Origin of the sequence: Paenibacillus dendritiformis, from assembly GCF_945605565.1 — a bacterium.
GTDB lineage: Bacteria > Bacillota > Bacilli > Paenibacillales > Paenibacillaceae > Paenibacillus_B > Paenibacillus_B dendritiformis_A.
Genome location: NZ_OX216966.1, coordinates 1,497,004 through 1,521,880, shown reverse-complemented (window position 1 = coordinate 1,521,880; position 24,877 = coordinate 1,497,004). Strand labels below are relative to the sequence as shown.

At 51.2% G+C, this 24,877-nt stretch carries 18 protein-coding genes, 2 pseudogenes and 1 riboswitch; of the genes and pseudogenes, 1 reads left to right on the top strand and 19 read right to left on the bottom strand.

What is annotated here, in order from left to right; genetic code table 11:
• Window position 1: 1 nt before the first annotated feature.
• The 16 genes and pseudogenes from NNL35_RS06650 to NNL35_RS06580 form a co-directional block, all read right to left on the bottom strand.
• A complete protein-coding gene (locus NNL35_RS06650) occupies window positions 2-1,054 on the bottom strand; it encodes an ABC transporter substrate-binding protein (protein ID WP_006679110.1) in 1,053 nt (350 codons plus the stop codon).
• Between the two features lie 108 nt (window positions 1,055-1,162).
• Window positions 1,163-2,560: an NCS2 family permease gene (locus tag NNL35_RS06645; protein WP_006679109.1), complete on the bottom strand. Its 1,398-nt coding sequence runs from the start codon at window positions 2,558-2,560 to the stop codon at window positions 1,163-1,165.
• Window positions 2,561-2,808: 248 nt separating this feature from the next.
• A riboswitch (purine riboswitch) is annotated at window positions 2,809-2,909 on the bottom strand.
• Between the two features lie 202 nt (window positions 2,910-3,111).
• Window positions 3,112-3,792, bottom strand: a complete 681-nt coding sequence (locus NNL35_RS06640) for a stalk domain-containing protein (protein WP_006679108.1) — start codon at window positions 3,790-3,792, stop codon at window positions 3,112-3,114.
• A 276-nt stretch (window positions 3,793-4,068) separates the two neighbouring features.
• Window positions 4,069-4,254: pseudogene (locus NNL35_RS06635) on the bottom strand (GMP synthase (glutamine-hydrolyzing)); the annotation flags it as partial.
• 127 nt (window positions 4,255-4,381) lie between these two features.
• Window positions 4,382-5,569, bottom strand: a complete 1,188-nt coding sequence (locus tag NNL35_RS06630; RefSeq protein ID WP_006679579.1) for a hypothetical protein — start codon at window positions 5,567-5,569, stop codon at window positions 4,382-4,384.
• Window positions 5,570-6,227: 658 nt separating this feature from the next.
• Window positions 6,228-7,436, bottom strand: a complete 1,209-nt coding sequence (locus NNL35_RS06625; RefSeq protein WP_006679580.1) for a hypothetical protein — start codon at window positions 7,434-7,436, stop codon at window positions 6,228-6,230.
• A gap of 690 nt (window positions 7,437-8,126) precedes the next feature.
• A pseudogene (locus tag NNL35_RS30615) lies at window positions 8,127-8,264 on the bottom strand (sigma-70 family RNA polymerase sigma factor); the annotation flags it as partial.
• 405 nt (window positions 8,265-8,669) lie between these two features.
• Window positions 8,670-8,852: a hypothetical protein gene (locus NNL35_RS06620; RefSeq protein WP_006679582.1), complete on the bottom strand. Its 183-nt coding sequence runs from the start codon at window positions 8,850-8,852 to the stop codon at window positions 8,670-8,672.
• Between the two features lie 156 nt (window positions 8,853-9,008).
• Window positions 9,009-9,503 carry a tyrosine-type recombinase/integrase gene (locus NNL35_RS06615; protein WP_006679583.1) on the bottom strand — a complete coding sequence of 165 codons (495 nt, stop codon included), beginning with the start codon at window positions 9,501-9,503 and terminating at the stop codon, window positions 9,009-9,011.
• A 459-nt stretch (window positions 9,504-9,962) separates the two neighbouring features.
• The gene (gene guaA / locus NNL35_RS06610; protein ID WP_111155976.1) at window positions 9,963-11,501 is read right to left on the bottom strand and encodes a glutamine-hydrolyzing GMP synthase; all 1,539 of its coding nucleotides are present in this window, start codon (window positions 11,499-11,501) and stop codon (window positions 9,963-9,965) included.
• A gap of 56 nt (window positions 11,502-11,557) precedes the next feature.
• Window positions 11,558-13,138: a response regulator gene (locus NNL35_RS06605; RefSeq protein WP_006677800.1), complete on the bottom strand. Its 1,581-nt coding sequence runs from the start codon at window positions 13,136-13,138 to the stop codon at window positions 11,558-11,560.
• A gap of 3 nt (window positions 13,139-13,141) precedes the next feature.
• Window positions 13,142-15,022 carry a cache domain-containing sensor histidine kinase gene (locus NNL35_RS06600; RefSeq protein WP_006677801.1) on the bottom strand — a complete coding sequence of 627 codons (1,881 nt, stop codon included), beginning with the start codon at window positions 15,020-15,022 and terminating at the stop codon, window positions 13,142-13,144.
• A 68-nt stretch (window positions 15,023-15,090) separates the two neighbouring features.
• Complete coding sequence (locus NNL35_RS06595; protein ID WP_006677802.1) at window positions 15,091-16,764, bottom strand: extracellular solute-binding protein; 1,674 nt, start codon at window positions 16,762-16,764, stop codon at window positions 15,091-15,093.
• Between the two features lie 76 nt (window positions 16,765-16,840).
• Window positions 16,841-17,731 carry a carbohydrate ABC transporter permease gene (locus NNL35_RS06590; RefSeq protein WP_006677804.1) on the bottom strand — a complete coding sequence of 297 codons (891 nt, stop codon included), beginning with the start codon at window positions 17,729-17,731 and terminating at the stop codon, window positions 16,841-16,843.
• A 35-nt stretch (window positions 17,732-17,766) separates the two neighbouring features.
• Entirely contained in the window at window positions 17,767-18,753 is a 987-nt protein-coding gene (locus NNL35_RS06585; RefSeq protein WP_006677805.1) for an ABC transporter permease, read from the bottom strand.
• Between the two features lie 193 nt (window positions 18,754-18,946).
• A complete protein-coding gene (locus NNL35_RS06580) occupies window positions 18,947-19,219 on the bottom strand; it encodes a hypothetical protein (protein WP_006677806.1) in 273 nt (90 codons plus the stop codon).
• A 254-nt stretch (window positions 19,220-19,473) separates the two neighbouring features.
• On the opposite strand from NNL35_RS06580, the gene NNL35_RS06575 reads away from it, so the two are divergent.
• On the top strand, window positions 19,474-19,905 hold the full coding sequence (locus NNL35_RS06575) for a DUF2935 domain-containing protein (protein ID WP_006677807.1): 432 nt from the start codon (window positions 19,474-19,476) through the stop codon (window positions 19,903-19,905).
• Between the two features lie 159 nt (window positions 19,906-20,064).
• On the opposite strand, the gene NNL35_RS06570 is transcribed toward NNL35_RS06575, so the two are convergent.
• From NNL35_RS06570 to NNL35_RS06560, 3 genes are all read right to left on the bottom strand, one after another.
• A complete protein-coding gene (locus NNL35_RS06570) occupies window positions 20,065-20,202 on the bottom strand; it encodes a hypothetical protein (RefSeq protein ID WP_158000458.1) in 138 nt (45 codons plus the stop codon).
• A gap of 248 nt (window positions 20,203-20,450) precedes the next feature.
• Complete coding sequence (locus tag NNL35_RS06565; RefSeq protein ID WP_006677808.1) at window positions 20,451-21,416, bottom strand: LacI family DNA-binding transcriptional regulator; 966 nt, start codon at window positions 21,414-21,416, stop codon at window positions 20,451-20,453.
• Between the two features lie 90 nt (window positions 21,417-21,506).
• A complete protein-coding gene (locus NNL35_RS06560) occupies window positions 21,507-24,866 on the bottom strand; it encodes a GH36-type glycosyl hydrolase domain-containing protein (protein WP_006677809.1) in 3,360 nt (1,119 codons plus the stop codon).
• Window positions 24,867-24,877: the final 11 nt, after the last annotated feature.

Here is a 24,877-nt window from a genome sequence, read left to right as displayed (position 1 = left end):
CCTACTCGATCTCCCGGTTCCAGCGGTCGATCCAGTCTGCCATCTCTTGATTCACCTTGCGCAAATCCAATGTCTTCAGGTTCTCGACGACGTCTGCACCGTAGGTCATGCCTGTGGCTTGCTCTTCCGTCAAGGTGACGAGCTTGTTGGTCGGGGAATCGACCCGATCGAGCGCATTGGCTTGCTGCACCTCCTGGCTCAGATGCCAGTTGATGAATTTCTCAGCCAATTCCTTGTTCTTCGATCCTTTGACGACGTTGACCGTGTTCAGCAGCGCATACGCGCCTTCCTTCGGCGTAACGAACTGGGCCGACGGCACCGCCTCAGACACACTGCCATAGAACGTGTCCTGCATCGGCGCGATGACGACCTCGCCCTGTGCGAACATGTTCACGAGATCGGCGGACTTGGAGTAATATTTGACGACGCCCGGATTGATCTCTTGCAGCGCCTTGAAGGCCGCGTCGGTGGCCATATCCATGCTGCCCCCATGCTTGGCCGCCATGTCGATCAGCATCGGGCCGGTCGTAATCGTAATATTCGGCAGCGCGAGCTTGTTCTGGAAGGCCGGCTTCCACAGATCCTCCCAGGATTCCACCGGCTCCTTCACCTCATCCGCGTTGTAGACAAGGCCGAGCTGCGCGACCGTATGCGCCGGACCGTAGTCTTGGCCAAGCGGGGCCTTGGCGATATCGTACAGGTTGTCGATATTCGGGATGTTCTTGCGATCGATCTTCTCGAACAGTCCTTCCTCGATGCCCTGCAGCGCGTAATAGTCGGACAAGTAGATCAGGTCGACCTTCGAGCTGCCCTGGCGGATTTTGTTGAGGCGGTCGGTGTTGTTGCCAATCTCGGTGACGATCTTGACATTGTATTGCTTCTCGAACGGCTCATACAGGTTCTTCTTCATTGCATCTTCGGCAAATCCCCATGTCGAGATAACCAATTCCGTCGGCTTGTCCTTGCCTCCTTCGGCATTGTTGCCGCCGGAGCAGGCTGCGAGCAGCGTGCCCAGGGCAAGTATCATAGCGAGAGTCGTTGCGAGTTTTTTCATGAAGTGAGTTCCTCCTGGAAGCGAGTCTTGGATGAAGCCGATGAACGGCTGATATAACTTCTGCTGCACGGACGATGCCATATGCATGCCGACGGTGCGCTAAATCTATTAATGTCCGCCCATGAACACGTAGCGGAGAATGACGAGGACGAACAAAATCCACATCAGCCAATGAATTTTATATTTCTGCTCGCCTTTGCCGAATACGTTCGCGACGAAGGCCAGCAGCACATAGCCGAGAATACCGAAGGAGATTCCGTTCGCAATGCTGTACGTGAATGGCATGAACGTAATCGTCATGAACGCCGGAATGCCGATGACCAGGTCATTGAAGTTGATCTCGCGCACGGCTTGCATCATCAGAACGCCGACGACAATCAGCGCCGCCGCCGTAGCCGGTCCCGGAATCAGGGCAATCACTGGCGCCAGGAACAAGGCAAGCAGGAAGCAGATACCCGTCGTGACCGAGGTTAACCCGGTGCGTCCGCCGGCGGCTACCCCGGCCGAGCTCTCGACGAAGGCCGTCACGGTGCTTGTGCCGAGCACGGCGCCGCCGCCGACCGCGATAGAATCGACGAACATGGCCTTGCCGACGCGCTTGTTGCCTTCTTCGCGGTTCTTCATGAAGCCGGCGCGGTTGGCCGTGCCGACCAGCGTTCCGAAGGTGTCGAACAATTCGACGAAGGTGAAGGTCAAAATAATCGACACGATGCCGACGCCCATAATACCGGCGAAGTCGAATTCGAACACCGTCATTTGCGTCAAGTCAGGCACCCATTGAGCGCCCTGCAGCGAGCTGAAATCAATCAATCCCATTGGAATGGCAATCAGAGCCGTTCCGAGGATGCCGAACAAAATCGCGCCCGGCACGTTCAAAATCATCAATACCGAAATGAGCGCCAATCCGATAATCGTGAGCAGCACGTTCGGGTCGGTGAAGCTTCCGAGTCCGAAGACGGTCTCGAAGCCTTGCAGCGGCGTAAATACGCCCTTCGGCACGTCGTTCACCGCTTCGACGGATACCGACAGCAGGCCGCTGTTCTTCAAGCCGACAATCGTAATGAACAATCCGATACCAACGGTAATTGCATGCTTCAACGCGTCAGGCACGGCTTCCAGCAGCTTCTGCCGAATATGCGTGACGGTCAGCAGGAAGAACACAATCCCGGAAATGAATACGGCCGTCAAGGCCATCTGCCAAGTAATCGGGTGATCCGAGCCGGCCGTCGATACGATGACCGTAGCGAAATATGCGTTAAGTCCCATCCCCGGCGCCAACGCGACCGGGAAGTTGACGAAAATCCCCATCGCAATCGTAAAAATCCCAGCGGCAATCGCAGTCGCGAGAAAGACTGGATACCATTCCATGCCCGTCTTGCCGAAAGCGGTCAAAATGTTCGGATTGACGGCCAAAATATATGCCATCGTCATGAAGGTCGTAATCCCTGCCATTATTTCCGTTCTTACAGTCGACCCTTGCTCCTTAATTTTGAAGAAGCGATCCATGCGTTTACATCCTCCCCATGAACTGATAATCTCTCTGTTCCGAGCAACCTAATCCCGCACTTCCCGCTTCCGCAGCACCTTCCCCTTACAAGGGACAAAAAAAGAACTCAGGAGATTCTCCCGAGTTCCGGCTAATAAGGTCGGCAAGCTGCACCCGCCATTCGCCTCAGCACTGCGCCCCATCACTTGTCAATGGGAAAGCGCGCTGCAGCAGGCAGGGCAAAGCGTTCGGACAGACGTATGCGCAGTCCGGTGCCAAAATCCTTCGTAGCCAGATCATTTACGGTGATCTCGTAGAAACTCCCGGGCCAATTCCCGGGATTATACGAAAAAGAGCACGTATGAGGTTACGTACTCATTGTATAGCGTACACTCGAATTTTGTCAACGATAAATCCGAACATTAATATACCAAAGTTATAATTCGTTCGTGTTTTCTGTTAGCGACTGTAAATAAAAAAACGCCCTTGCCGCCGCTGCGACAAGAACGTCTGCTTCCGCTAGAGTACCGCCCCTGGGCAATGAGCCGCAAGGCACCGTCTGTTGATAAGCTTACCGATAATTTCCGGTTACAAAAATTTTGCCTTTGTCGAATACAGGGGTCTTGCCCTCGATCCGGATGCTCTTGCTTCCGCCAATATCCACGGAGATATCCTGGATTTTGTCCTGTGCCGACAGCTTGACATGCTTGAGCACGATGTCGCTGTCGTCGTATACTTTGACGTCGATTTCGCCTTCGACATCAAGCACGAACACTTTCAAGTCCAGCTTCTGATATTTATTCTCCGGCTGGAGCTCGAAAGACTTCGCCGCCGAGTTCAGATCATCAAGCACGATGCCCGAGCCGTAATCGACGCCCCCCTGAACCGTATATTGCTTGTCTTTTGTCGACATTGAGGAGTAGCTGAGCTTTATTTTTTCAGAAGTAATCGGTGTCGTACTTGATTTTTCCCCCAAATAAATCGTCTGGTTCCTGGAGTCATACTCGACGGCCGTGCCCAGCGCATCGGCTACCGCCCGCACCGGCAGGTAGGTGGTTCCGCCGTATGTAATCGGCGCCAGCTTGTTGCCAGCGCTGTCCTGCGCCTTCCATTCCTTCCCGTCCACCTGGAACTTGATGGACCAGTTCAGCTGCGCGCTAATCTTCTCTAATACCGGAGCGGCGCTGACGCCCGCGACAATGCCGAATGCCATCGCTGCCGCTGTAATCGTTACGACTGCCTTCTTTTTCATAACATGAGGCCTCCCTTACCTATTCGCTATCCGAAATACCCAATTCACTCCATATTCTACACAGTATATCGTTGGGCGCAATTTCCTTCAATTCTTCGCTAATAATCTGGTTCCATGGTCTTAGAAAAATGCGCCAATGGCGGTAAACGCCTTCCCCGCTTCAGACCTCTGAATCATTCGCCTCGAACCGGGACGCATCCCTATTCGGTCCAGATATGGAAAAAAAGCCTTCGTTCCACATGGAACGAAGGCGTTCAGCAGTGACTTGCCGGGCTCTTACTCCCACTCAATCGTCGCCGGCGGATTCGACGTAATGTCGTAGACGATCCGGTTGACGTTGTCGACCTCGTTCACGATCCGGACCGAGATCTTCTCGAGAATATCCCACGGAATGCGCGCCCAATCGGCGGTCATGCCGTCAATGGACGTTACCGCACGGATGCCGACCGTGTATGAATACGTGCAATTACTGTTCAATTATCCACTTGTTTTTACATCAATTGTAGTGGGTAAATGTAGAATTTTCAACTTAAATAAAATAAAAATGTGGCGTAGCTCAGAACAGCCCACAACCATTCACTTGCGCCACTTATTTACGTTTCTGATTCTCGATAAGCTCAGAAATAAAATCATTATAAATTCGTTCTAAATATTGCAATTCATCCAAATCGACAGTGATAGTATTAATTTTATTGAGTAATTGTAAGATAGTATAAGTGTTTCTAACCAAGTTTTTATTGTACAAATCCGTCATTTTGCTCTTTGTTCCCGAAGTAAAATCCCTTGAATCAGTGATCTTTCCATACAATCTCCTTAATTCGTCAGGAGTTATTTCCTTTACGCTTTTAAGCGCCTCAATATATTCTATCATGCTCTCTTGTATCTCTTTAATTCGATTAATATTACTGAACCGCTCTTTAATTTTTTCCAAGCCATAGTTTTTCCTTATTTCAAAAACTGAATCTCTAAGCTGTGGCATAGCGGAAAAATATACATTTGGATCTTCTGGGTCAACAATCCTGTAACGAATTTCAAAAGAAAATTGTGTTTCTCTTATTTCGTTATTAGTAGCATATGCACCAAAGTACACATCACCCAATCCATCAATTGATATAGGTTGTTCCTGTTCAAAATAAATTTTAAATGCTGAATCCGATAAATATGCTCTGTCTATACTGAAATTGATGTTATGCTTTTTAGATTGCTCATGGAGAGCTAAGAAAATAAGATAAATACACAGGTTATTGTCATAATTCTTATAGGAAGTCGAAGTAAATCCTCTTAGAAATTCATTCTTCCCTTCCCTAATAAAACGGAATTGCTTTTTGGTATCCTTTTGTTTCTCCAATAACTTAGTTAAATTTTCTGAGAGCAAATCCTCATAATTACGACTTACTAGCCAGTTTGCATATTTGCCCATTTTAAACAAATCGTAAAACTGACTTGTGAATTCATATATTCCCGAAGCATTCACATTATCTTCTTTAAAATTGAAAATGATATCTTTATCCTCAGACAATCCCAAAAACTCAATATTCCCGTACTCATAAACCAGATCATACTTAACATTGTCAATTTTATAAAACGCTTGAAGTAAAGCTTTAGCCCCTAATACTTTTAAGTCATCATCATCCTTACCAAAAGCATTTATAGGGAAGTTTTCTGAGACCGTCTTGTCTACATCCATTTCAACTCTTATTAACTCAGACAAATCTTTCAATTTAACGGTCTCTGGATTCACTTTCTGAAGTGGAATATAGTGCAGGTGATTTTTCATATATTTCTCCTATAGGTTTGGTATTTTGATAGTACCTATAGCAGCAACTCTATCCTCTACTCCTTCTTGTTGCCTGACATTTTCATATAACTTCTGCACCAAAAATGAAGGTCTTTTTGCCTATCTAGCAAAAAAATCTTGATTTTAGTACCCTTATTTGATAATATTCAAGACGTGGTTGAAAAAGGTTGCTTAAATCAAAATCAAATTATGAGTTCATAATTGATGCTGGAACATCAGTTATGGCAGATATGAATGGTCATCATTTGCTATGTGCACCATATTTTGCCCTGCTACTAAGTTAGCATGGCTTATTGGTTTTTGTCAAGGTTTTGTTTTTGTGTTCCCTCTCAAATCAACAGAAATGGCCTAATTTGCGTTTCTAAGAGAAACTTTGAGTTTGTGGTTGCCTATATTACCACAATGGCTTAGAAACGATTTTAGAGCGTCTCAGCTACAAAACAAACGTTCCCTCTTCTATATTATATCATAACCCTTTTTATTGTTTTATAACTAAGCATCGTTTTTTGCTCTGCATTTTGCATCTGCTCATGCTCCCTATACACGTCTCTATGAATATTGTTTCAGCCAGCAATCCAGAATCAGACCATTTGAAAAAGATTCTTTGCCCTTAACTCGTATCGGCACCCCATTCTATTCAAGAAGTTTCACATTGTTCCTCATAGTTTTTACTATTCATCAAAAGTAGTATACTTATCTGAACCTCTAGTGACTTATACTCATCAAGTTCAAATTTTTCATTATGCTCTAAGAAAAAGCTTTCTGATTCAACAACAAGGTAAGTTAAGAATGCTTCATCATATGGAACATTCAAATGATTGTTGGAGTCTCTGATATTTTTCAGTGTCCCACTATGAAAGCTTAGGTCGCTCCGAACCGAACGGGTACTAGTTGTATAGAAAGGCCATCCATTAAAACAATAAATTTTAGCTACCTTCTCTGACAAGCCAGCGATTGCAACAGCTATAAAATCGGTTTTGGTTAACAAATGTGCTTGATTAAGAATCTCATCAATTTTTTCTTTATCTATATGCTTATTTTTAGTCACATCGAGGACTGAAAGTTGTCGTTTTTCTTCATTCATTAAATACTCGTAATATCCTTGGTATATATCTGTACGTTTGTAAGCTTCAAACGCTTCTTCTCCGATATATTCTTCCACAAACTCATGCGTATAGGGTTCTGTCACCAGATCAATGGTTCTGGAATATATCTCGTAATCCATCAAAAGAACAGGAAAAGGGTCAATAGCAAGCCGAAACACAGCAATAGCTCCAATGCAACTAACAAGGCAACCTTCAAAATCTTTAGTAACGCGAGAACTTTCATCTTTTCTTGAAGAAATACAATTTCTTGCAATATAAAATGTATTAAATCCTTGCTTATGAACATATTTGTTCATATATTTCTTTACCTTTTGAAGCTTCTCGAAATACTTATCCATTTTAAGCTTTATATCAGAAAATGCATTTCCGTTATTTTTTAGGAACCTCAGCATTTGACTGTACATTGGAAAGTTACTTTGACTCTTCCACTTATTTAATTCTTCTTTCTTCTTGTCAGGGTCAAGTTCCGTCAAATAAACCATTGTAGTAGAAATTTCCAAAGATTGTCTCAATGAATAATATGCACAATCAATATACCCTTTCTCAAACAAAACAATTGCGTTTATAACCAAACGAACTGACTCATGAATAAATGTATTTGCAAGTTTAGCATCCATTCTGCCTGTCCAGCTATCCTCAAGGTTAGAAAGGTCTGTATAATACTTCTTTTTGTTATGTAGTTCCATAGGTTGAATATGTTCTTGCTCTTTAAAATTGATATAAGTTTCTTCAAAGTTCATCTTTAAATCCCCGCCTTTATTAACCGGAATTACAGACAAAGTGATAGTAATATAATTATCGCTAAGTTAAATTAAGCTGAAAAGGGCAAAAGTATTACTAATCCAATTTAACATAAAAAAAAACCACCTTTAGCATGGTGGCACATCATAAATATGTATTTTTCTTCAAGGCTTGATTTTCTGCCTTCAATTGCTCAAGTACAGCCCTACCTGAGCGAGGTTACCTTTGAAGTTTGCTTCTGAGCCGTCATTAATGACACCTAAAATCTCCTTCGCGTTTGGAGAGAACGTTCCGTTTGTGTGGGTGCTATTTCCATCTGTTTGGATTGCCTTGGTTACTGTCCCACCGATTTTGGTGAACCCTGTCTCACCCATACTGTCAACACGTACTTCAATCCACGTGTTCAGTACCAGTTCGCCCGTGTCGTCACCTGCCGTCCTTTGTGGTGATGGTACAGTTGGTCATGGTAGACAAGTCTCCTGTCCCCCCCGGTTGTTCCAAATCATGACACCTAGAGATGGCGAAGCTAGAACCTGCGTCAATCGTACCGATTTCCCACTTTGGAAGTGGGGTTACGTTGTCAGTTTTGAACCAAGATACCTGTGGTGTTGGCATTTGATTACCTCTTTTTGAAGTGTCTTACACTTTTAAACATCAAGGTTAAAGCCTAATTAGTTGCACCAGAAAGCTCAACTGCAAACTTCACGAAGCTTTTTATATGCTCTCGAAGCATGGGATTTATTTATGTTGAGTTCAGAACAAATATCTGCCATGTTCTCTCCAATACCATCTTCATTGAATAGTAAATGCTCTAGAACTTCTCTTTCTTGGGGAGTAAAAGATGTTTATGTTTCATGAAATCATGGCGAATAAGTGCAATATCATAAGAATAATTTTCGGAAGCAAGCCTTAATGCCCCCTTGAAATTTTGCCTTCTCTATTGCAAGTATTCCACCACGGATGTACTGTTTTGTTCAATCATACGGCTTGATCTGCGGTAGTAATCAACCACAGTTGGCTTGACAATTACCTGACAGAACGAGAACAGCTTATTTTCAGGCAATTCTTTGCTCATGTAATTCTTCAACGACTCCAAGATACGAAGGAGAGCAGTTTACTTTACATCCTCTTTATCCTGTGGGCGGACTTTGAACAACTCGAAGTCAAAATGGGTTTAAGGAAATCAAAATTAGAAATTGAAATCTGCATGTTAAGTTACACCCTCCATTTGTTCACAAAGTATAAGAAGCGAGTATTTGTGATCTTTCCTCTATGAGAGCCACAATTTCCGCTTTTATGGCTTCGCGGCGCTCAGGAGAGGTATGCCCAAGAGCAAGCTTACAATGCCTTGTAGCGATATCCAGAAGCTTTTGGGTAGTCACGTCATCCAGTTCAATGTTAAGTAGTCTTTTCATTTCCTCCCCTCCTTCGAACCTTGATTGATTTTCAAACCATTCAACGGACTATGCAATCGACCAATGTGCAGGATGTCATCCGGCTCCGGACCTCTCAAATATTTGAAGTGATCTGAGTGTCGAAATGCCCCATTAGTCGGCTCAAGCTGTAAACATCTATGCCATTTCTAAACTGCTTCTGAGCAAAGTAGTGGTGGAAATCATGGGAGAGGATCTGACCTCCTTCCTGACCCCAGCATTTCTGCAAATCTCTTTCAAAATTTTGTTTATGCGGGAGCGGGAAAGCCTGACAGCCGACTGATCTAGGAAGTAATAGTCCTCAATTTCGTCCTGCTCTCTTTTCCTCAAACGCTCCTGCCTTAATGCTTCATACTTTCTCATGTACTTTCGCATGATATTGCTAATGTAAACTAACCTCTGCTTTGAGCCTTTACAATGAATAAGGATATGTCTTCTTGCCACATCATCGTTTTTGATATTGCACAACTCAGATACCCGTACCCCTGTGTCGAAAAGCATAATGAGTATCAACTTATCTCTGACGTTAGAGAACGTTTCATCTTTGATGTCATTGATAATCCGCGACACTTCCTCGTCATTGAATGTGACAATAATCGTCTTCGCCTCCTTGAGATTTTTAATACGCCGCATTGGGTTTCTTTGCTCGTCAATAAATTCTTCGTCAACAAGGTAATGGAAGAAAACTTTCAGGGTGGCAATATTGTTATTCAGTGTCCTGTTGACCTACGAACTATGCGTTGTCGCTCCTGAATATATTTTTTAATGTGAAGCTGATTTACTTCCTCTATTTCTTTAATACCTAATTCCTTCTCAGTGAAGCTCTCCCATCTGTACAGGCAAAACGTGCATAAATCTACGTACCTTTTCTCGCACCCCCAAAATTTCCTGATTAAGCTTGAAGTCCTGAATCAGTTCCTTGATTTTGGTCATAAAAAATACTCCCTTCTATTTGCTAAACAATGCAGATAAAAGAGAGTAATTTTTTGCACTCTATAGTTGTTGGGTCAATTGGAAATCCCCATACCAGCGATGCTAGAAACCCTTATGTAGCAAGGATTCCGAGCATCAATAGCATGAATGGAGTCAAATTCACTCCCACTCAATCGTCGCCGGCGGCTTCGACGTAATGTCGTAGACGATCCGGTTGACGTTGTCGACCTCGTTCACGATCCGGACCGAGATCTTCTCGAGAATATCCCACGGAATGCGCGCCCAATCGGCGGTCATGCCGTCAATGGACGTAACCGCACGGATGCCGACCGTGTATGAATACGTGCGGGCATCACCCATGACGCCGACGCTCTTCATATCCGGCAGCGCGGTGAAATATTGCCAAATCTCGTTATCGAGTCCTGCCTTGGCAATCTCCTCACGCAGAATCGCATCCGATTCGCGAACGATCTTCAGCTTATCCTCCGTCACTTCGCCAAGCACGCGAATCGCGAGCCCCGGTCCCGGGAACGGCTGGCGCCATACGATGGCGCGCGGCAGACCCAGCTCTTCGCCGACCTTCCGCACTTCGTCCTTGAACAGCGCGTTCAACGGCTCGATCAGCTTGAACTTCATATCTTCCGGCAAACCTCCCACATTGTGGTGAGACTTGATCGTCTGCGCGGTTGCCGTTCCGCTCTCTACAATATCCGTATACAGCGTGCCTTGCGCCAGGAAATCGAACTCGCCCAACTTCGCCGACTCTTCATCGAAGCAATAGATGAACTCATTGCCGATAATCTTCCGCTTCCGCTCCGGATCGGACACGCCGGCCAGCTTGCCCAAGAAGCGCTCGCGCGCGTCGATCTTGACCACATGCATGTCGAACTTGCCGACGAACGTCTCCATGACGCCTTCGGCTTCATCCTTGCGCAGCAGGCCGTGATCGATGAACATGCATGTCAGCTGATCGCCGATGGCGCGGTGAATCAGAGCTGCGACGACAGAGGAATCGACCCCGCCGCTCAAGGCGCACAGCACCTTCTTGTCGCCGACCGTCTCGCGAATCTCGCGAACCTTATCCTCGATGAACGATTCCATCGTCCAGTCGCCGTGACAGCCGCATACCTCATACAGGAAGTTTTTGATCATCTCGTTGCCGTGTACGGAATGGCGCACTTCCGGATGGAACTGCACCGCATAGAAGCGCTTCTCCGGGTGGCTCATGGCCGCAATCGGCGCATGCTCCGTGCCGGCATCGATGCGGAAGCCTTCCGGCAGCTCGACGACCAGGTCCGTATGGCTCATCCATACCGTCTGGTTCGGCTCCAGATTGGCCGCAAGACCGCATTCCGGCTGGAAGACGACTTCGGCCTTGCCGTATTCCCGCTTGCCTGCCCGTTCTACCTTGCCTTTCAATTGATGGGACATCATCTGCATGCCGTAGCAAATGCCGAGAATCGGAATGCCCAATTCATAGATGCCCTCATCCACCAGCGGCGAGTTCTCCTCGTACACGCTGGCAGGCCCGCCGGAGAACACGATCCCTTTCGGGTTCAGTTCCTTGATCTTGTCCACGGGGGTGTTATACGGAATCAGCTCGCTATATACCCCCAAGTCCCGAATTCGGCGCGCGATTAGCTGGTTGTATTGTCCTCCGAAATCAAGGACGACGATCATTTCATGTGGCTGTGTCATTACCGAGCCTCCCAAACCATATTGCTCATAATTATAACGAACCGACAAAAGCCGAGTCAATCCGCAAAGCTTCCGCGAAAGCGCTCACTTTTTTGTTTCCTGCGATATTCGTGCGGAGTAATTCCTTCCAACTCCTTAAAAACACGGTTAAATTGCTTGACATGCTCGTATCCTACCGTGCGGCTGATGTCCGCAATTTTGTCATTCGTCTCCGCCAGCATCCGCTTCGCTTCCTCCAGCCGCACCTTTTTGACATAGTTCACGAAGCTGTCTCCGGTGTACTGCTTGAACGCCTCGCTGAAATACGTGTAGCTGAGCGAGACATGATTCGACACCATCGCCATCGTCAGCGGCTTGCCGTAGTGTTCCCGAATATAGCGAATCGCTTCCTTCATCTCTTCCCGCTCCGAATGGGCCTGGCGCACTTCGGACACATAGCGGCTCAGATTGAGCAGGAACTGCTCCAGCGCCTTCACGTAAGTCTGCGCGTCGCTGAACCGGAACATGTCGCATACATCGCGCGAGCTGGCCAGCAATTCCGCCGGGGCAGCCCCGTGCACGCGGAACACGCCGTCGACGACCCGCTCGTTAATCAGGCTTCGCAGCTCCTCCAGATAGGCGATGCCGTACCCGATCAGCTTATCCTGATCGAACAAATCATATAGCAAAGCGCGCAATTCCTTATCGCGATCGGTGCCCAGCATGTTCGCCAGCTTATGCACTTCTTCCAGCGGGGGCGTGTACTCCCGGTGCAGGCCGGCAGGTTCCTCGTGAAACATTACCGCATGCTTCGGCTCAATGAAGATTCCTGTCCATGCCTCTACCGCTTGGGCATGCGCCAGCCGCAGGCTCTCCAGCCCCACTGCCGGACGGCTGATCCCTGCCGCCAGCGGCATCCTCCGCTCGCGCCGCAGCGCCTCCGCGATCGCCTGCACCCGCTCCTCGTGCGCGGTAATCAACACATAGTGCCCTTCCTTGCCGATGAAGCCGACCTCATCTCCGGCCGGCGTCCCGCCGCTCCACAGATGCTTCACCGCGGAAGCCAGCTCTTCGCCGCTCCAGCTCCGGCCGGCGGACCCTGCCGGCTTGAAGACGAGCACCCGGTAGGGAGAGCCGACGTCGGCGAAGCGGATCGCCGCCTCCACCCGCTTCAGCTCCGGGAGCGGCATATCGGGATGCAGCAGCACATAGTGCAGCTGACTGACGCGATACTCGGCGAACAGCCGCTCCGCCGAGTCGAGCATCGAGCGGTTCTCGGCCTGCCGCTCGAGCGCCTCTCCGGCCTTGTCCAAGGCACGGAACAGCTCCTCCCGCTGAATCGGCTTCAGCAGGTAGTCGGCCGCCCCGTTCCGCAGCGCCTCCTTGCAGTAATGGAAATCGTCATGCCCGCTCAGCATGATGACCTGCGGCGGATTCGGCTCCCGGGACAGATGCTCCAACAGCTGGAGGCCGTCCATCATCGGCATCCGGATATCGGTAATGATCAGATCGTACGGGAAGCGTTCCAGCTCCTGGAGCGCCTCGCGGCCATGCCGGGCCAGCCCGATACGATACGCATCGGGATATTGGCGTTCAATCATCGCCTTCAGCCCGATGCGGATATTTTTCTCGTCATCGACGATCAGCAGTCTGCGCATCGCTCACGATTCCTTTCTCCTCCCGCAAGACGGCAAGGCGAGGCTGACGCTCGTCCCCCTGCCGGGCATGCCCGAGATATGGATTCCATACTCCTTGCCATAATACAGCTCCAGCCGCTGATGGACATTGCGGAGGCCGATTCCTCCCTGATTGCCGGCCGCCGGCTCCGCGTGCGCCTCCTCCGGCACTTCGCGGCGGATCATCCGGTTCAGATCGTCCGCCTCCGCCTCCGTCAGGCCGCATCCGTTGTCCGTCACTTCCAGATGCAGAATGTCCAGCTCGCTCCACGCCGCCAGGCGGATCCGCTTCTCCCGCTCGTCATCCAGGCTCAGCCAGGCATATTTGAGCGAATTCTCCACGATGGGCTGCAGCATCATTTTCAGCACCTCCCGCCCTTCCAGCCCGGGAGGCACATCGACATGCAGATGCACCGGCTCATCGAAGCGGAGATTCATCAAAGCGACATAGTTGCGGACATGTTCGATCTCTTCGCCGAGCGTCACATATTCGCTCGGCCAGCGCAGATTATAGCGGATAAGGGCGCCCAGCGAGGTGAGCGAATCGGAGATGGCGAGCTGGTTCTCGATCTCGGCCAGCATTTTGATATTTTCGAGCGTGTTGTACAGGAAATGGGAGTCGATCTGGTTGCGCAGCGACTTCAGCTCCGCCTCCTTCGTCATTGCCTGCTTGTTCACCGCGTCAGCGACGAGCTCATTAATCTTCTGCGCCATTTTGCGGACATGATGGGCCAGCTCCCCGACCTCTCCGCCGCCGCGAATATCGAGATTGACGTCGAAGCGGCCTTGGCGCATCTTTTTCAACGAATCGGTCAATTGATGCAGCTTCTTCAAAATAAAAGAATGGATGAAGGCCGTCGTGACGGACAAGGCCAGCAGCGTGACGACATTGACGATAATCATCATATTGCGCATTCCGCGAATGTCCGAGAATACCTTCTCCAACGAGATGACGTTCACCAGTCTGGCATCCAGCCGCGGGATGTCCTTATACACCATCAGGAACGGGGTATCCTTATACGTGAACTGCAGGTGCTGCTCCTGGCCCGCCGCAGCCAGCCGCTTGTACTGCGCGGCGATGACGTCTTCCTGCATGCCGTAATGCAGCAGGAACGGATGTCCCTGCTTCGTGTACAGCTCCGCCGTCCGATCGAACAGGAACAACTGGGAATGCTCGTCCTGGAACGAGCCGTACATCTTCGGCAGGAACTTGCTCAACAGCATATCTACCTGCACGATGCCGACATGATGGCCCTTCGGAATCTCGATCTCGCGCAGCAGCGATACCTTCGGCTGCCTTGAATCCGGCTCCTCCTTGTAGCGCTGGATGACGTCGGGATCGGTCCGCTCGAAGTTCCACCATTCCATCCCTTGCCTGGCCATCACCGTCGGATACCAGGGCTGGGCCTGGATCCGGCGCTCATGCAGGATAATCGGCCAGATTTCATGAGTCTTCGGGTTGGTGGCGAACAGCCGCAGATGCTCAATGTTCGGATTGTTGAACTGGATGCGCATCAGATTGGCAAACGCGTTCGTGTTGAATTCAATCAATTCCTCCGTAGGCGGCTCGTCCGTCTCCTGCAGATAGTAGATCACTTCTTTGTCCGAAATCGACAGCTGCGCGGCGCGCCCCATCGTCTCGATCTGGTTCTCGATATGGACATGCTCCATCTCAAGCAGGAATTCCGCATTACGGAGCGCTTCCTCCAGGTAACGGTCATACCAGCCGTTCAAAATAAAGGTCGATACGAATATGCTCGGTATCAATATAATGACGACATAGGCGGCCACCAGACGCTGCTGTAGCGTCCGCCGCTCCAGCCAGACGATAAGCCAGGGAAGCCTGGCCCGGATGCGCCGGAACATAACCTCACTCCCGCCATGACAAAATTCCCCCTCCGCCCGCCAGGCGAGCATTGGGGGAATGTTTGCTGTTATTTCAAGAACTCTTCCAGCCGCTTCACATTTTCTTCAAAACGGGCCTGCCTGTAAGCTTCTACCTTATCATAACCGCTGGCAGCCCGCTTTTCGATATATTCCTGAAAGATTTGATCGAATTCCTCATCGGACTGGGCCAGCAGCATTTTCGGGAGAGCCTTGCCCCACAGCAGCTTCAGCTTGTTGTTCGCGATGCCTTCCTCCGAATTGCCCGTCGGGTCGAGCAGATCGTATTGCGAGAATCCGACCGTCTTGCCTCGGGTCCAATCCTCCATCTGCTTGAAAGGCTCGACGGCTGGCGGATTCCACTGTATCTGCATATTTGTATCCATCAGCATCCAGAACGTATGCGACGCGCCGTACTGCTTGTCGAAGGCCGTGCGGTCCTTGTTCAGCAGCTCCAGCACCTCCGGCTTGAACTGATCCTTGCCGTCGATCGTATCGTAAGTGACGCCCTTCTCGCCCAGGAACATATCCTTCTGCCCTTCCTCGCTGATGAGATAACTGAGGAAGCGGATGGCGCGAGCCTTATCCTTCACATCCTTCGAGATGAGCGTCACCGTCCAGCCGGAGATGGCCGGGCCGGACAATGTCGGCGGATCCAGCTTGGAATTGGCCGGGCCGTCGATCGCGATATAGACCGAGTCCGGATCCTTCTCGTACAAGGCGGCTTCCTGGGCCGCGAAGTCGGAACGCTGATACATCATCGCGAAGTACCGGCCCTGCGCGATCTTCTCTTCCATCTGCGGCCGCTTGTCGATGAAGATATCCTTCGCGAGCAGTCCCATCTCGTTCGCCTGGCGGAACGTCTTCAGCCAGGCCGTATATTCCGGATCGGAGGTGCGGTCGTACAGCTTGCCGTCCTTCTCCATCGGAATGGCCAGGAAGTTCTGCAGATACCCTTCGAACGTGTAATTGCCGAATTCCGTAAACTCATGAACCCCGATCGGAATCAGCTGCTGTCCGTTCACTTCCGGGAACTTCTCCTTCGCCGCCTTCAGGGCGTTCAGGAAGCCCTCCGGCGTCCGCATGTCCGGCTTGCCGAGCGCTTCATACATATCTTTGCGTACGACGAAGGTCTGGTTCGATACATATTGATCCCCGAACTTCTGGAAGTCCTTCGGCGAGGAGGACGCGTTCGGGTAGACGTACGTCTTGCCGTCCGGCTGGCGGTACCAGGACAGCTTCGCCGGGTCGGCCGCCTTCACGAAGTACGGATCATACTGCTCCGCCAATTCGTCCAGCGGCAGGACGAGGCCGCCATCCACCATCAGCTTGACGGCATCCTCCCACCAGCCGAGCGTGATGAAGTCGGGAAGCTTGCCGGAGGCGATCATCGTGTTCAGCTTCTCGTTCTCATTGCCCGCCGGCACGATGAAGTTGATATCGACCCCGGTTTTTGTCGTAATATATTGGGATGTCGGATCAACTCCCCATTTGTTCGGGAACCAGGAGAAGTTCAAATACCAATCGAACGTAATCGGCGAAGTGTCCGCCTTCCAGCCCGGTTCATCCGGAGACAGCTTCTGCTGAGCTGCCTCCCCGTCCTTCGGCGCGTCACTGCCCGGATTGACCGTGTCCGCCCCCTTGGAGGCGCAACCGCCCAGAACCGTCAGCGCCATCGCCAGGATGCTCACCCATAACAGAAGTCGACTGCCGCGCTTGCGCATTGTATCTACCCCTTTTTTTCAAAATATCGTACATGTTCAAAGTCTGGTGCTGCACGATCTCTATCTATTGGTTGGTTCAGCCCTTGATCGAGCCGATCATGAAGCCCTTGACGAAATACTTCTGCAGGAACGGATACACGATGACAATCGGCAGCGTCGTCACGACCATCGTCGCCAGCTTCAGCGATTGCGAGGTGACCGTCTTCGTAATGCCGCTCGGGGCCGCCGCCAGCATCTGGTTCGAGGAGGCTTGGGCGACGACGCGGTACAGGAAGGTCTGAATCGGCTGCAGGTCGGTATTGTTCATGTAGATCATGCCGGTGAAGTAATCATTCCATTGATAGACGCCCTGGAAGAGCGCGATCGTCGCGATGACCGGCATCGATACCGGGATGACGACGCGAACGAAGATCGAGAAATCGCCGGCGCCGTCAATCTTGGCCGCCTCCTGTAGCCCGGCGGGAATCTCCCGGAAGAACGTCATGAAGATAATCAGATGAAAAAAATTGAACATCGCCGGAATGATATAGACCAGGAAGTTATCCAGCAGCCCGATGTCGCGAATCCATAAGTAGTAAGGAATCAGCCCGCTGCTGAAAAACATGGTGAACGTGCCGATCAAAATATAGAGCTTGCCGCCGATCAGATCTTTACGGGAAAACGCATAAGCCACCATCGCCGTGAAAAACACATGCGTGGCCGTGCCGATGACGGTCTTGGCTACCGTAATGAGCATCGCCTGCATAATGCCGGGATTCGAGAAGACGGCGGCATAGTTCGAGATGCTGAATTGGCGCGGCCACCAATAGATGCCGCCCCGCATCGCATCGGTGCCGTCATTGAACGAATTGACGAGCACATACCATATCGGGTACAGCGTCAGGAAGCAGATGAACAGCATCATGACGGTATTGACCGCGTCGAACGCCTTCTCGCCGGCCAGCCGCGGCGCGCGTGAGGATGACATGGATTTCCACCGCCTTCTGTCATTGGAATGTGTCGCTAGAATAAGGAAGTGTCATTGATCTTGCGCGAAGCATAGTTCGCCAGCAGCAGCAGGAAGAAGGCAATGACCGACTTCATCAGATTGACTGCCGTCGCATAGGAATACCTGCCGGACACGATGCCGGTCTGGTAGACGAAAATGTCGATGACATTGCTGGCGCTCTCGTTCAGCGAGTTGCGCAGCACCAGGATCTGCTCGAAGTTGGAATTGAGCACGCCGCTGACGGCGAGAATGAGCAGGATCGCAATCGTGGCTTTGATGCTCGGCAGAGTGACGTACCACATCTTCTGGAAGCGTCCCGCGCCGTCGATGGTCGCGGCTTCATACAATTCCGGCGAGACGCCGGAGATGGCCGCCAAGTAAATAATCGCGGACCAGCCGAGCTCCTTCCAGATGTCGGACGCGATAATAATCGACCAGAAATAATCTGGCTCCGCCAGGAAGTTCGTCGGCTCCCGGATCAACTTCAACCCGAGCAGGATATTGTTGATAACCCCGACATCGGACAGCCAGGTCGCCAGGATGCCCCCCAGAATGACCCACGACAGGAAATGGGGCAAATAAGAGATCGTCTGCACGGCCCGCTTGAAGCGGAACGAACGAAGCTCGTTCAGGAACAAGGCGAATAGAATCGGCACCGGAAAACCGATCAGCAGCTTCAACAAGCTGATGCCCAGCGTGTTGGTCAGGACGTTCCACAGATCGTCGTTCTCCAGGAACTCCCGGAAATGATCCAGTCCGACCCAAGGCGCTTCGGCAATCGGGCGGACGATGTTGAAATTTTGGAAGGCAATGATAATGCCGTACATCGGAATATAGTTGAACACAATCATCCAGGCCACGCCCAGGAGCGCCATCAGCTGCAGCGTCTTCTGGGCCCCGATCTTCTTCAGCCATTGGCGCCAACGGGAAGGAGGAACTTCGGGCACGAGATGCCGTTCCGTCCGCGAAGGGGCGGGTTCAATGGAAGCGCGCGTCTCCATGTTGTCAACCTCCTCTCTTTGGCCTCCAGCCCATTTTTGTAAGCACTTTCATCACTCTCTTGCTATTGTAAATCGGATCACTTTCGTCCATAAGGGCTCATATTTCGTATTGGGGGGCTGGTTTTTCGGATCTGGGGTGGGGAAAAGAAAAAAGCAGGCCGCGAACGAATCGCAACCTGCCGCTGGGGCATAATCAAAGCCCTTGTAAGAGGTCGAGCAAAATAAGCCATGCAACAACAAATGCAAATGTGCCAGCAATGTAACATGAGATTTCCCTTGCTTTGTTTTCTTTCTTGAGCCGCAGAATCATTCCCTCATTGATAACGCCGAAAGAGATGCAGAGCAGCATCATGCCCATATACATCGATTTGTTCTCTTTACTAACAATCGCTGCCCCTCCTAAGAGAATAACCCCGACAATAATCAGATATTTGACAATGACATATCTATTTCGCGCAGCAGGCAAGATCCTGCCTCCTCCCTGATTCAAACTCTTCAACGGACAGTTGGAACAGTCATTTACAATGATACCAAATTTGATCCTCCCCATGCCTAAAGGCAGGGAATTCTAAAGTTGGCTTGAAGGGAATTGCTTCCCGACGATGGAGATGTCGAATCAAGGCAGGAATCAGGAGGACTACTATAAATTTGCCAAGTCATAACCCTAGCGTTTGCCCCATATTGTGAGAAGAGAGCATTCTAAAACAGAGGAGGATAGATATGCAATTTTATTATGGTCAGCAAATGCCACTGCGGGTTTTGGATGAAGCGGAATTCTGGAAAATGCAAGAGAGCGAGCACACAGTTGTCATTCGAGAGGCTCTAACAAATTTGGAGAACCATTATGTGGAGGCTCTAAAACAATGGGAGCAAGCCCTGACGAGAACTCATCAAAAAGTCGTGAGTTACGTAGAATCGGTGATTCGCAGTCAATATGTCCCTGCTCAACTTCATCAACAGGTGATCCAGCTTGTGACATACTGCCTAGATGAAAGCATGAAATTTATTGAACTGTGCCGTCAGATTAAAACTCATAGTTCAGCTGCTAAGAATAAGCCGATAGCCCAAACTATACTCGATCATATCATTAGGGAATCAGAATACTTTATCGGCATTGCGCGAGTCATTCTATACGGCAACGCTCAGGGCTAAAGACTACTGACTCAAAAGGTTGGATCCCTCGCTTTTACATACTCTTCATATGTAATACGCTTATGATATCTTACCCACCTTCTCACCAGTAGAGAGAATATTTTTTATCTGATCAAAAGTGACTACTTCCGCTGGGCTATGACTTTGTCCGAAATCCGTCTACGAAAGATACTCTTGCATGAGTCGATCGCGCTCTGTACGCTCCTCTTTGTTTTGCGGGGGGATTGCGAGAACTCCATTTCCCGCCTCAGACAGTTTTTCAAAAGCATCCACCATTTCTTTGCTATCACTGGTCATTATGAATCCCCCTGCCCGAAGTATTGGTTTACCAATTTTGGGCCGCACTTGCCAGTTTCCCTGTGAAAAAAACATGGGGTCAGTTCGTCAATGAGCGCTTCAATTTTCTCACGATTCATTTTCGCGGTTCCTCCCTTTGGTACAACATAAAAAAGAAGCACCTCATGATAAGCCAAAAGCTTATCGCGAGGCGCTTCCTCGTTTCTCCCTACTTGAATTGGTTCAAACTTAACACTCAGAGAACCCTATCATCCCCAGCCGACGGACTCCCCCTCCACGAGCGTAACGTAAATCCGTTCATGCTCCACCTTTTCCCCGGAAATAATTTTGATGAGCTGCTCCGAGGCCAGCGCGCCCCATTTCTGCTTGGAATAATCGATCGTGGCGAGACGCGGCTGCATGTAACGGGTAAGCTCAATGTTGTCGAAGCCGATAACATGGATATGCTCGCCAATCCGGTATTCGGTATCGGCCAGCCGGTCGCACAGTCCGATCGCCATATCGTCATTGAGGCAGAAGACAGCTGCCGGCTCTGTATACTCCTGTATAATCTGCTCTGCGGCACGCTCCCCGCCGCTCTTTTTGAAATTGCCCGGAATCTCGATCCATTCCACATCCTCGGCCCGGTTCGCGACCAGCTTCACAGCCTTCATCCGCTGATTGGAATCATACGAGCCGTCAGGACCCGTCACGACGTAAATTTTCTTATGACCCCGCTCGACCAAATATTCCGTCGCCAGTGTCGCTCCCGCCTTGTTGTCCAGCAGCACCTGATTAATATTCGGATGATCCAGCTCCCGGTCCAGCACGACGATGCGATGATTGCGGTCCGCGTATTGAATCAGTTCTTCGCTTGAAAATGTCTGGTCCAAAATAATGGCGCCATCGATCATCCGCTCGGGGAGCATGCGATGGGACTGCTTGCCGCTGCACACGATCAGATCATAGCCCTGTGCATTGCAGACTTCCTTCATTCCGTCGAGAAGCTCTCCGTATACATCTCCCTTGAAGTCTGTTAAGAACACGCCTACGATCTTGGACTCCCTCTTCTTCAATGTTCTTGCCGCAGCATTGGGCACATAGTTCAGTTCTCTGGCAATCGCCAAAATTTTAGCGCTTGTCTCGTCCGTCACTTTGCTGCTGCCGTTAAGAGCATAAGATACCGTTGAAATCGAAACTCCGGCTTTTTTAGCGATATCCTTGATACTAACCACTAGTCCTCGCTCCTCCGTTGGTTCACCAGTCCTTCAATGCATTAATCATGAATGATAATGTTAACCCTATTGTAACATCCGGCAGCGCCACTACATAAAGATCTCAACTGCGTTCCGCTCCGGCTTCATCTCGCGTTCAAAGACATCCTTCGCTACGCGCAGACCGCCCTGGCGATACGGATTAGACACGCGATCCGCATGCAGCGGCTTCCCGTTCATCACGACGCGGCTGACCGTTCCATCCGTAATATGATAGATAAAGGTCACCTTCGCCCCGGCGAATTGGAAGTCGAACTGCATCCCGTCCAGGCCGGCCGGAAGGACCGGATCGATCACCAGATCGCCGTTGTCCTGCCGGATTCCAAGCGCATTGGAGATGAGCTGGTTCATATAGATTCCCGGTCCGCTGGAGTAGATTCTCCAGCCTCCCTTCACTGGAACCTCCCCGCCACGAAGCGCGTCGATATGGGCCTGTGCCTCGTATCTTGTATTGAATTTGCCGTCGGAGCTGCTGAAGTAGGCGTTGCTCTGGCGGAGCTCCGCGTTCGGCACGACGTCATGAATGCCGACCGGATTGATGATCTCCAATCCGTTCCATACATCGTCCGCATGCCCCAGCTTCGCCATCGCTTCCACATAGCGGATATGCGCATGCACATATTGAAGCCCGACCTCGCGTCCGAAGTTGGCCGCCTGTTCCGCCCGCTTGAAATGCGTGCTGACGCCGCCGGCGTATTGGGCCGGACGGTTCATCAGGCGGACGCCGTCCGGGAAGAACAGCTTGTCCTTAATGAGGCGGTAGTTGGCCTCGGCCTGCTCCGGAGCGACGAGCTCCGCGATAATGCTGCGCGTCATCGGCAGCAGCCGGAATTGAATGCCGGTATCCGTATCCGTCGGATGCAGCATCCGCTTCACATGTTCCGGATCCTCCATATAGAGGAAGCCCGGAATAATCTTCGTGTCCAGCATATAGCGCTGGTAGTCCCGCGCGATGCCGGACGCCATCTCCCCCAGCTCGGCCGCAAGCGCTGCATCCGCCGGAAGCAGCGCTCGGGAGAGCTGATTCAGCGCCTGGTACGTCAGCGCGACGGTCCAGCTGCTGACCATATACTTCTTCAGCTGCGCATTTGCCGGCTGGAGCGTGTCGTCCCAGTCCCCGTCTCCATACGAGGACAGGAACGTATCATGCAAGAAATGAGTGCGGATATAATCGATTTCCTTCGCCGCATGATCCAGTATCGTCGCCGTCCGCTCGGTGAAATCAAAGCGGTGCTTGATGGTATAGGGAACCTTTTCCTCCAAAATACTGTAATCCCGGGTAGCCGTCAAATAATCTCCCAAAACTTTCAGCGGCCAGACAATAATATCGCCGTGGCTCTCTTCCTGCTGGATGGCGAAATACTTGTCGAACATGAACCATTGCGGCCAGTTGCCGTCGTCTTCATATTGGTGGGAGTAGACCATCTTCAAAATATCCCGCACCTGCTCGTATTTTTGCGTCGCCATGAAGTATTCGACCGGTCCCTGGCATACGTCCCGGGTTCCCCAGGCTGCGCCGCCATACTGCTCCAACCCATGCGGAACCGCATAGTGGACAAGCATGTTATGCGTGTACCACCAAGCGAGGGCGTTCACCTTGAAAAGCTCCTCCGCGCTCTCGCCGCCGCGCGACAGCCGAAAGCCGTTCATCGTCTCTCTGAAAAATTCGCGGTAGTCCGCAATCTCTTCCTCCATGCTGCGCGAAGCCTGGGCAGGCTCCTCTCCGTCCAGCCGCCCTTGCATCGTCAGCGTCCACTCCGGGCTGGCATCCAGCTGCAGCGTCACGAGCGAAGCGTCGCCAGGACGGATGCCATCGGCCAGCGCCGTCTCGTCGCCGATAGCGGCGTCCGCGCCTTCCACCCGCATGCGGTACTGCAGCTTCGGGTAGATGCCCGCGCTAAGCGAAGCTGGATCCGCGGAGAAGATCAGCGTGCCCTGGTCATTGGTCATCTGCACCGGCAGTTCATATTCATTGACATGCATCGTGACTTGATTCGTCACCAGATAGCGGTACGCCTTGCCGCTCTCCGCACGGACATGCAGGCGCACCTCCGGCGAATCCGCCGCCGTGAAGTTCGTAATGATCAGCATGTCGTCTTCCGTCTTGTAATACCACCGTGCATAGTTGAAACCGAGCTCGAACAGCGATGGCATCGCCAGCAGCCGGTACTTGCCTTCCCGTTCCACGTAAATGCGCTGCCCGGCCGTCTTCGGCACATTGAGCGGATTGCGGGCGTTGCTCATCATTTTGTTGAAATTCGTGTTCCCGACCACCACATGGGAATTGAACAGCCCGTACATATAGGAAGTGGTCGTCAGGACGTCGGCGCCCAGCTTCACGCTGCGGCCGCTCATCAGAATATGCCCGTGCGGGCGCTCGACAAGCAGTTCCTTCTCCTTCAGCACGACATGCTCATACGTATCCGTGAAAAAGGCCAGCAGCTGCCCTTGCCCGTCGCGCTCCTCCTGGTGAATGCGGGAGAACCGCGCCTTCACTTCCTCCTCCTTCAGAGAGAAAGTACGAAGCGGCTCGCCGATTGCCGGCTTCAGGCATACCGGGGACAGCTCGCGCAGCGGCGCGCCCGCGTCTGTGGACAGATACGCCTCCCAGGCCGCTTGCACCTCATCGGCGTATTCCAGCTCCGTCACGGCAGCCGCATGATCCGGCTTGAAGAGGCCGTAGAATACGAAGCGGGCTTCGTCGCTGAGCGCCACCGGCTGCGATTGAAGCGCCGTATAAGCGAATTCGTACTGATAGATTTCATTGGCCAGGCTGGCTTCGCTTAAGGCTGCCGGGACATTCGTCTCCTTGTAGGAGCGGCCGAAAAATTGGAACCCGTCGGTCGAAAATCCAGCCGCGCCGGTCAGCGCGCCCTGCTGTACGTACGGGAACGCCCCGCCCTGCGGCTGGTTCTGACGCGAGCAGACGACATAGCCCTTCGCCTCGTCCTTGAATACGGCGTGGTCAATATACTGCGACAGATACGCTTCATTGTTGCGCACGGCACCGGGATCGGCGACGCCGATATCCTGGCCGTAGATGACGTCAATCTCCACGCCGTCTCCGCGCGCCTCGACGTCCCAGAACCAGACCCCCTGCTTCATTGGCGCGAATGTCACCCGGTACGCGACGCCTTCGGCCGCGCCCTCCCAGACGAGACGGCCTTCGCCAGCGCGAACCGCGCTCCCGGAATGAACGCCGAGCAGCGGGTAGGACCGGATCCCGGAATCGCCATGAATCCGGAGATACAGATTGTTCAAGGACCCGTCAAGCGGGCTTGTCATCAGTTGATTGATCATCGTCCGGCCGCTTACGGCCTGGTACAGATCCCCGCTCTCCCAAAAGGTAAAGCGCAGATCGCCGGCTTGAACGTCAAGCTTGGATGTCATGGATGTCGCTATCGTTGCCATATGTGTGTCAT

Coding starts and splice junctions, on each gene's coding strand:
- NNL35_RS06650 (WP_006679110.1), bottom strand. CDS start 1,054: ATGAAAAAACTCGCAACGACTCTCGCTATGATACTTGCCCTGGGCACG.
- NNL35_RS06645 (WP_006679109.1), bottom strand. CDS start 2,560: ATGGATCGCTTCTTCAAAATTAAGGAGCAAGGGTCGACTGTAAGAACG.
- NNL35_RS06640 (WP_006679108.1), bottom strand. CDS start 3,792: ATGAAAAAGAAGGCAGTCGTAACGATTACAGCGGCAGCGATGGCATTC.
- NNL35_RS06630 (WP_006679579.1), bottom strand. CDS start 5,569: ATGAAAAATCACCTGCACTATATTCCACTTCAGAAAGTGAATCCAGAG.
- NNL35_RS06625 (WP_006679580.1), bottom strand. CDS start 7,436: ATGAACTTTGAAGAAACTTATATCAATTTTAAAGAGCAAGAACATATT.
- NNL35_RS06620 (WP_006679582.1), bottom strand. CDS start 8,852: ATGAAAAGACTACTTAACATTGAACTGGATGACGTGACTACCCAAAAG.
- NNL35_RS06615 (WP_006679583.1), bottom strand. CDS start 9,503: ATGCGGCGTATTAAAAATCTCAAGGAGGCGAAGACGATTATTGTCACA.
- guaA (WP_111155976.1), bottom strand. CDS start 11,501: ATGACACAGCCACATGAAATGATCGTCGTCCTTGATTTCGGAGGACAA.
- NNL35_RS06605 (WP_006677800.1), bottom strand. CDS start 13,138: ATGCGCAGACTGCTGATCGTCGATGACGAGAAAAATATCCGCATCGGG.
- NNL35_RS06600 (WP_006677801.1), bottom strand. CDS start 15,022: ATGTTCCGGCGCATCCGGGCCAGGCTTCCCTGGCTTATCGTCTGGCTG.
- NNL35_RS06595 (WP_006677802.1), bottom strand. CDS start 16,764: ATGCGCAAGCGCGGCAGTCGACTTCTGTTATGGGTGAGCATCCTGGCG.
- NNL35_RS06590 (WP_006677804.1), bottom strand. CDS start 17,731: ATGTCATCCTCACGCGCGCCGCGGCTGGCCGGCGAGAAGGCGTTCGAC.
- NNL35_RS06585 (WP_006677805.1), bottom strand. CDS start 18,753: ATGGAGACGCGCGCTTCCATTGAACCCGCCCCTTCGCGGACGGAACGG.
- NNL35_RS06575 (WP_006677807.1), top strand. CDS start 19,474: ATGCAATTTTATTATGGTCAGCAAATGCCACTGCGGGTTTTGGATGAA.
- NNL35_RS06570 (WP_158000458.1), bottom strand. CDS start 20,202: ATGACCAGTGATAGCAAAGAAATGGTGGATGCTTTTGAAAAACTGTCT.
- NNL35_RS06560 (WP_006677809.1), bottom strand. CDS start 24,866: ATGGCAACGATAGCGACATCCATGACATCCAAGCTTGACGTTCAAGCC.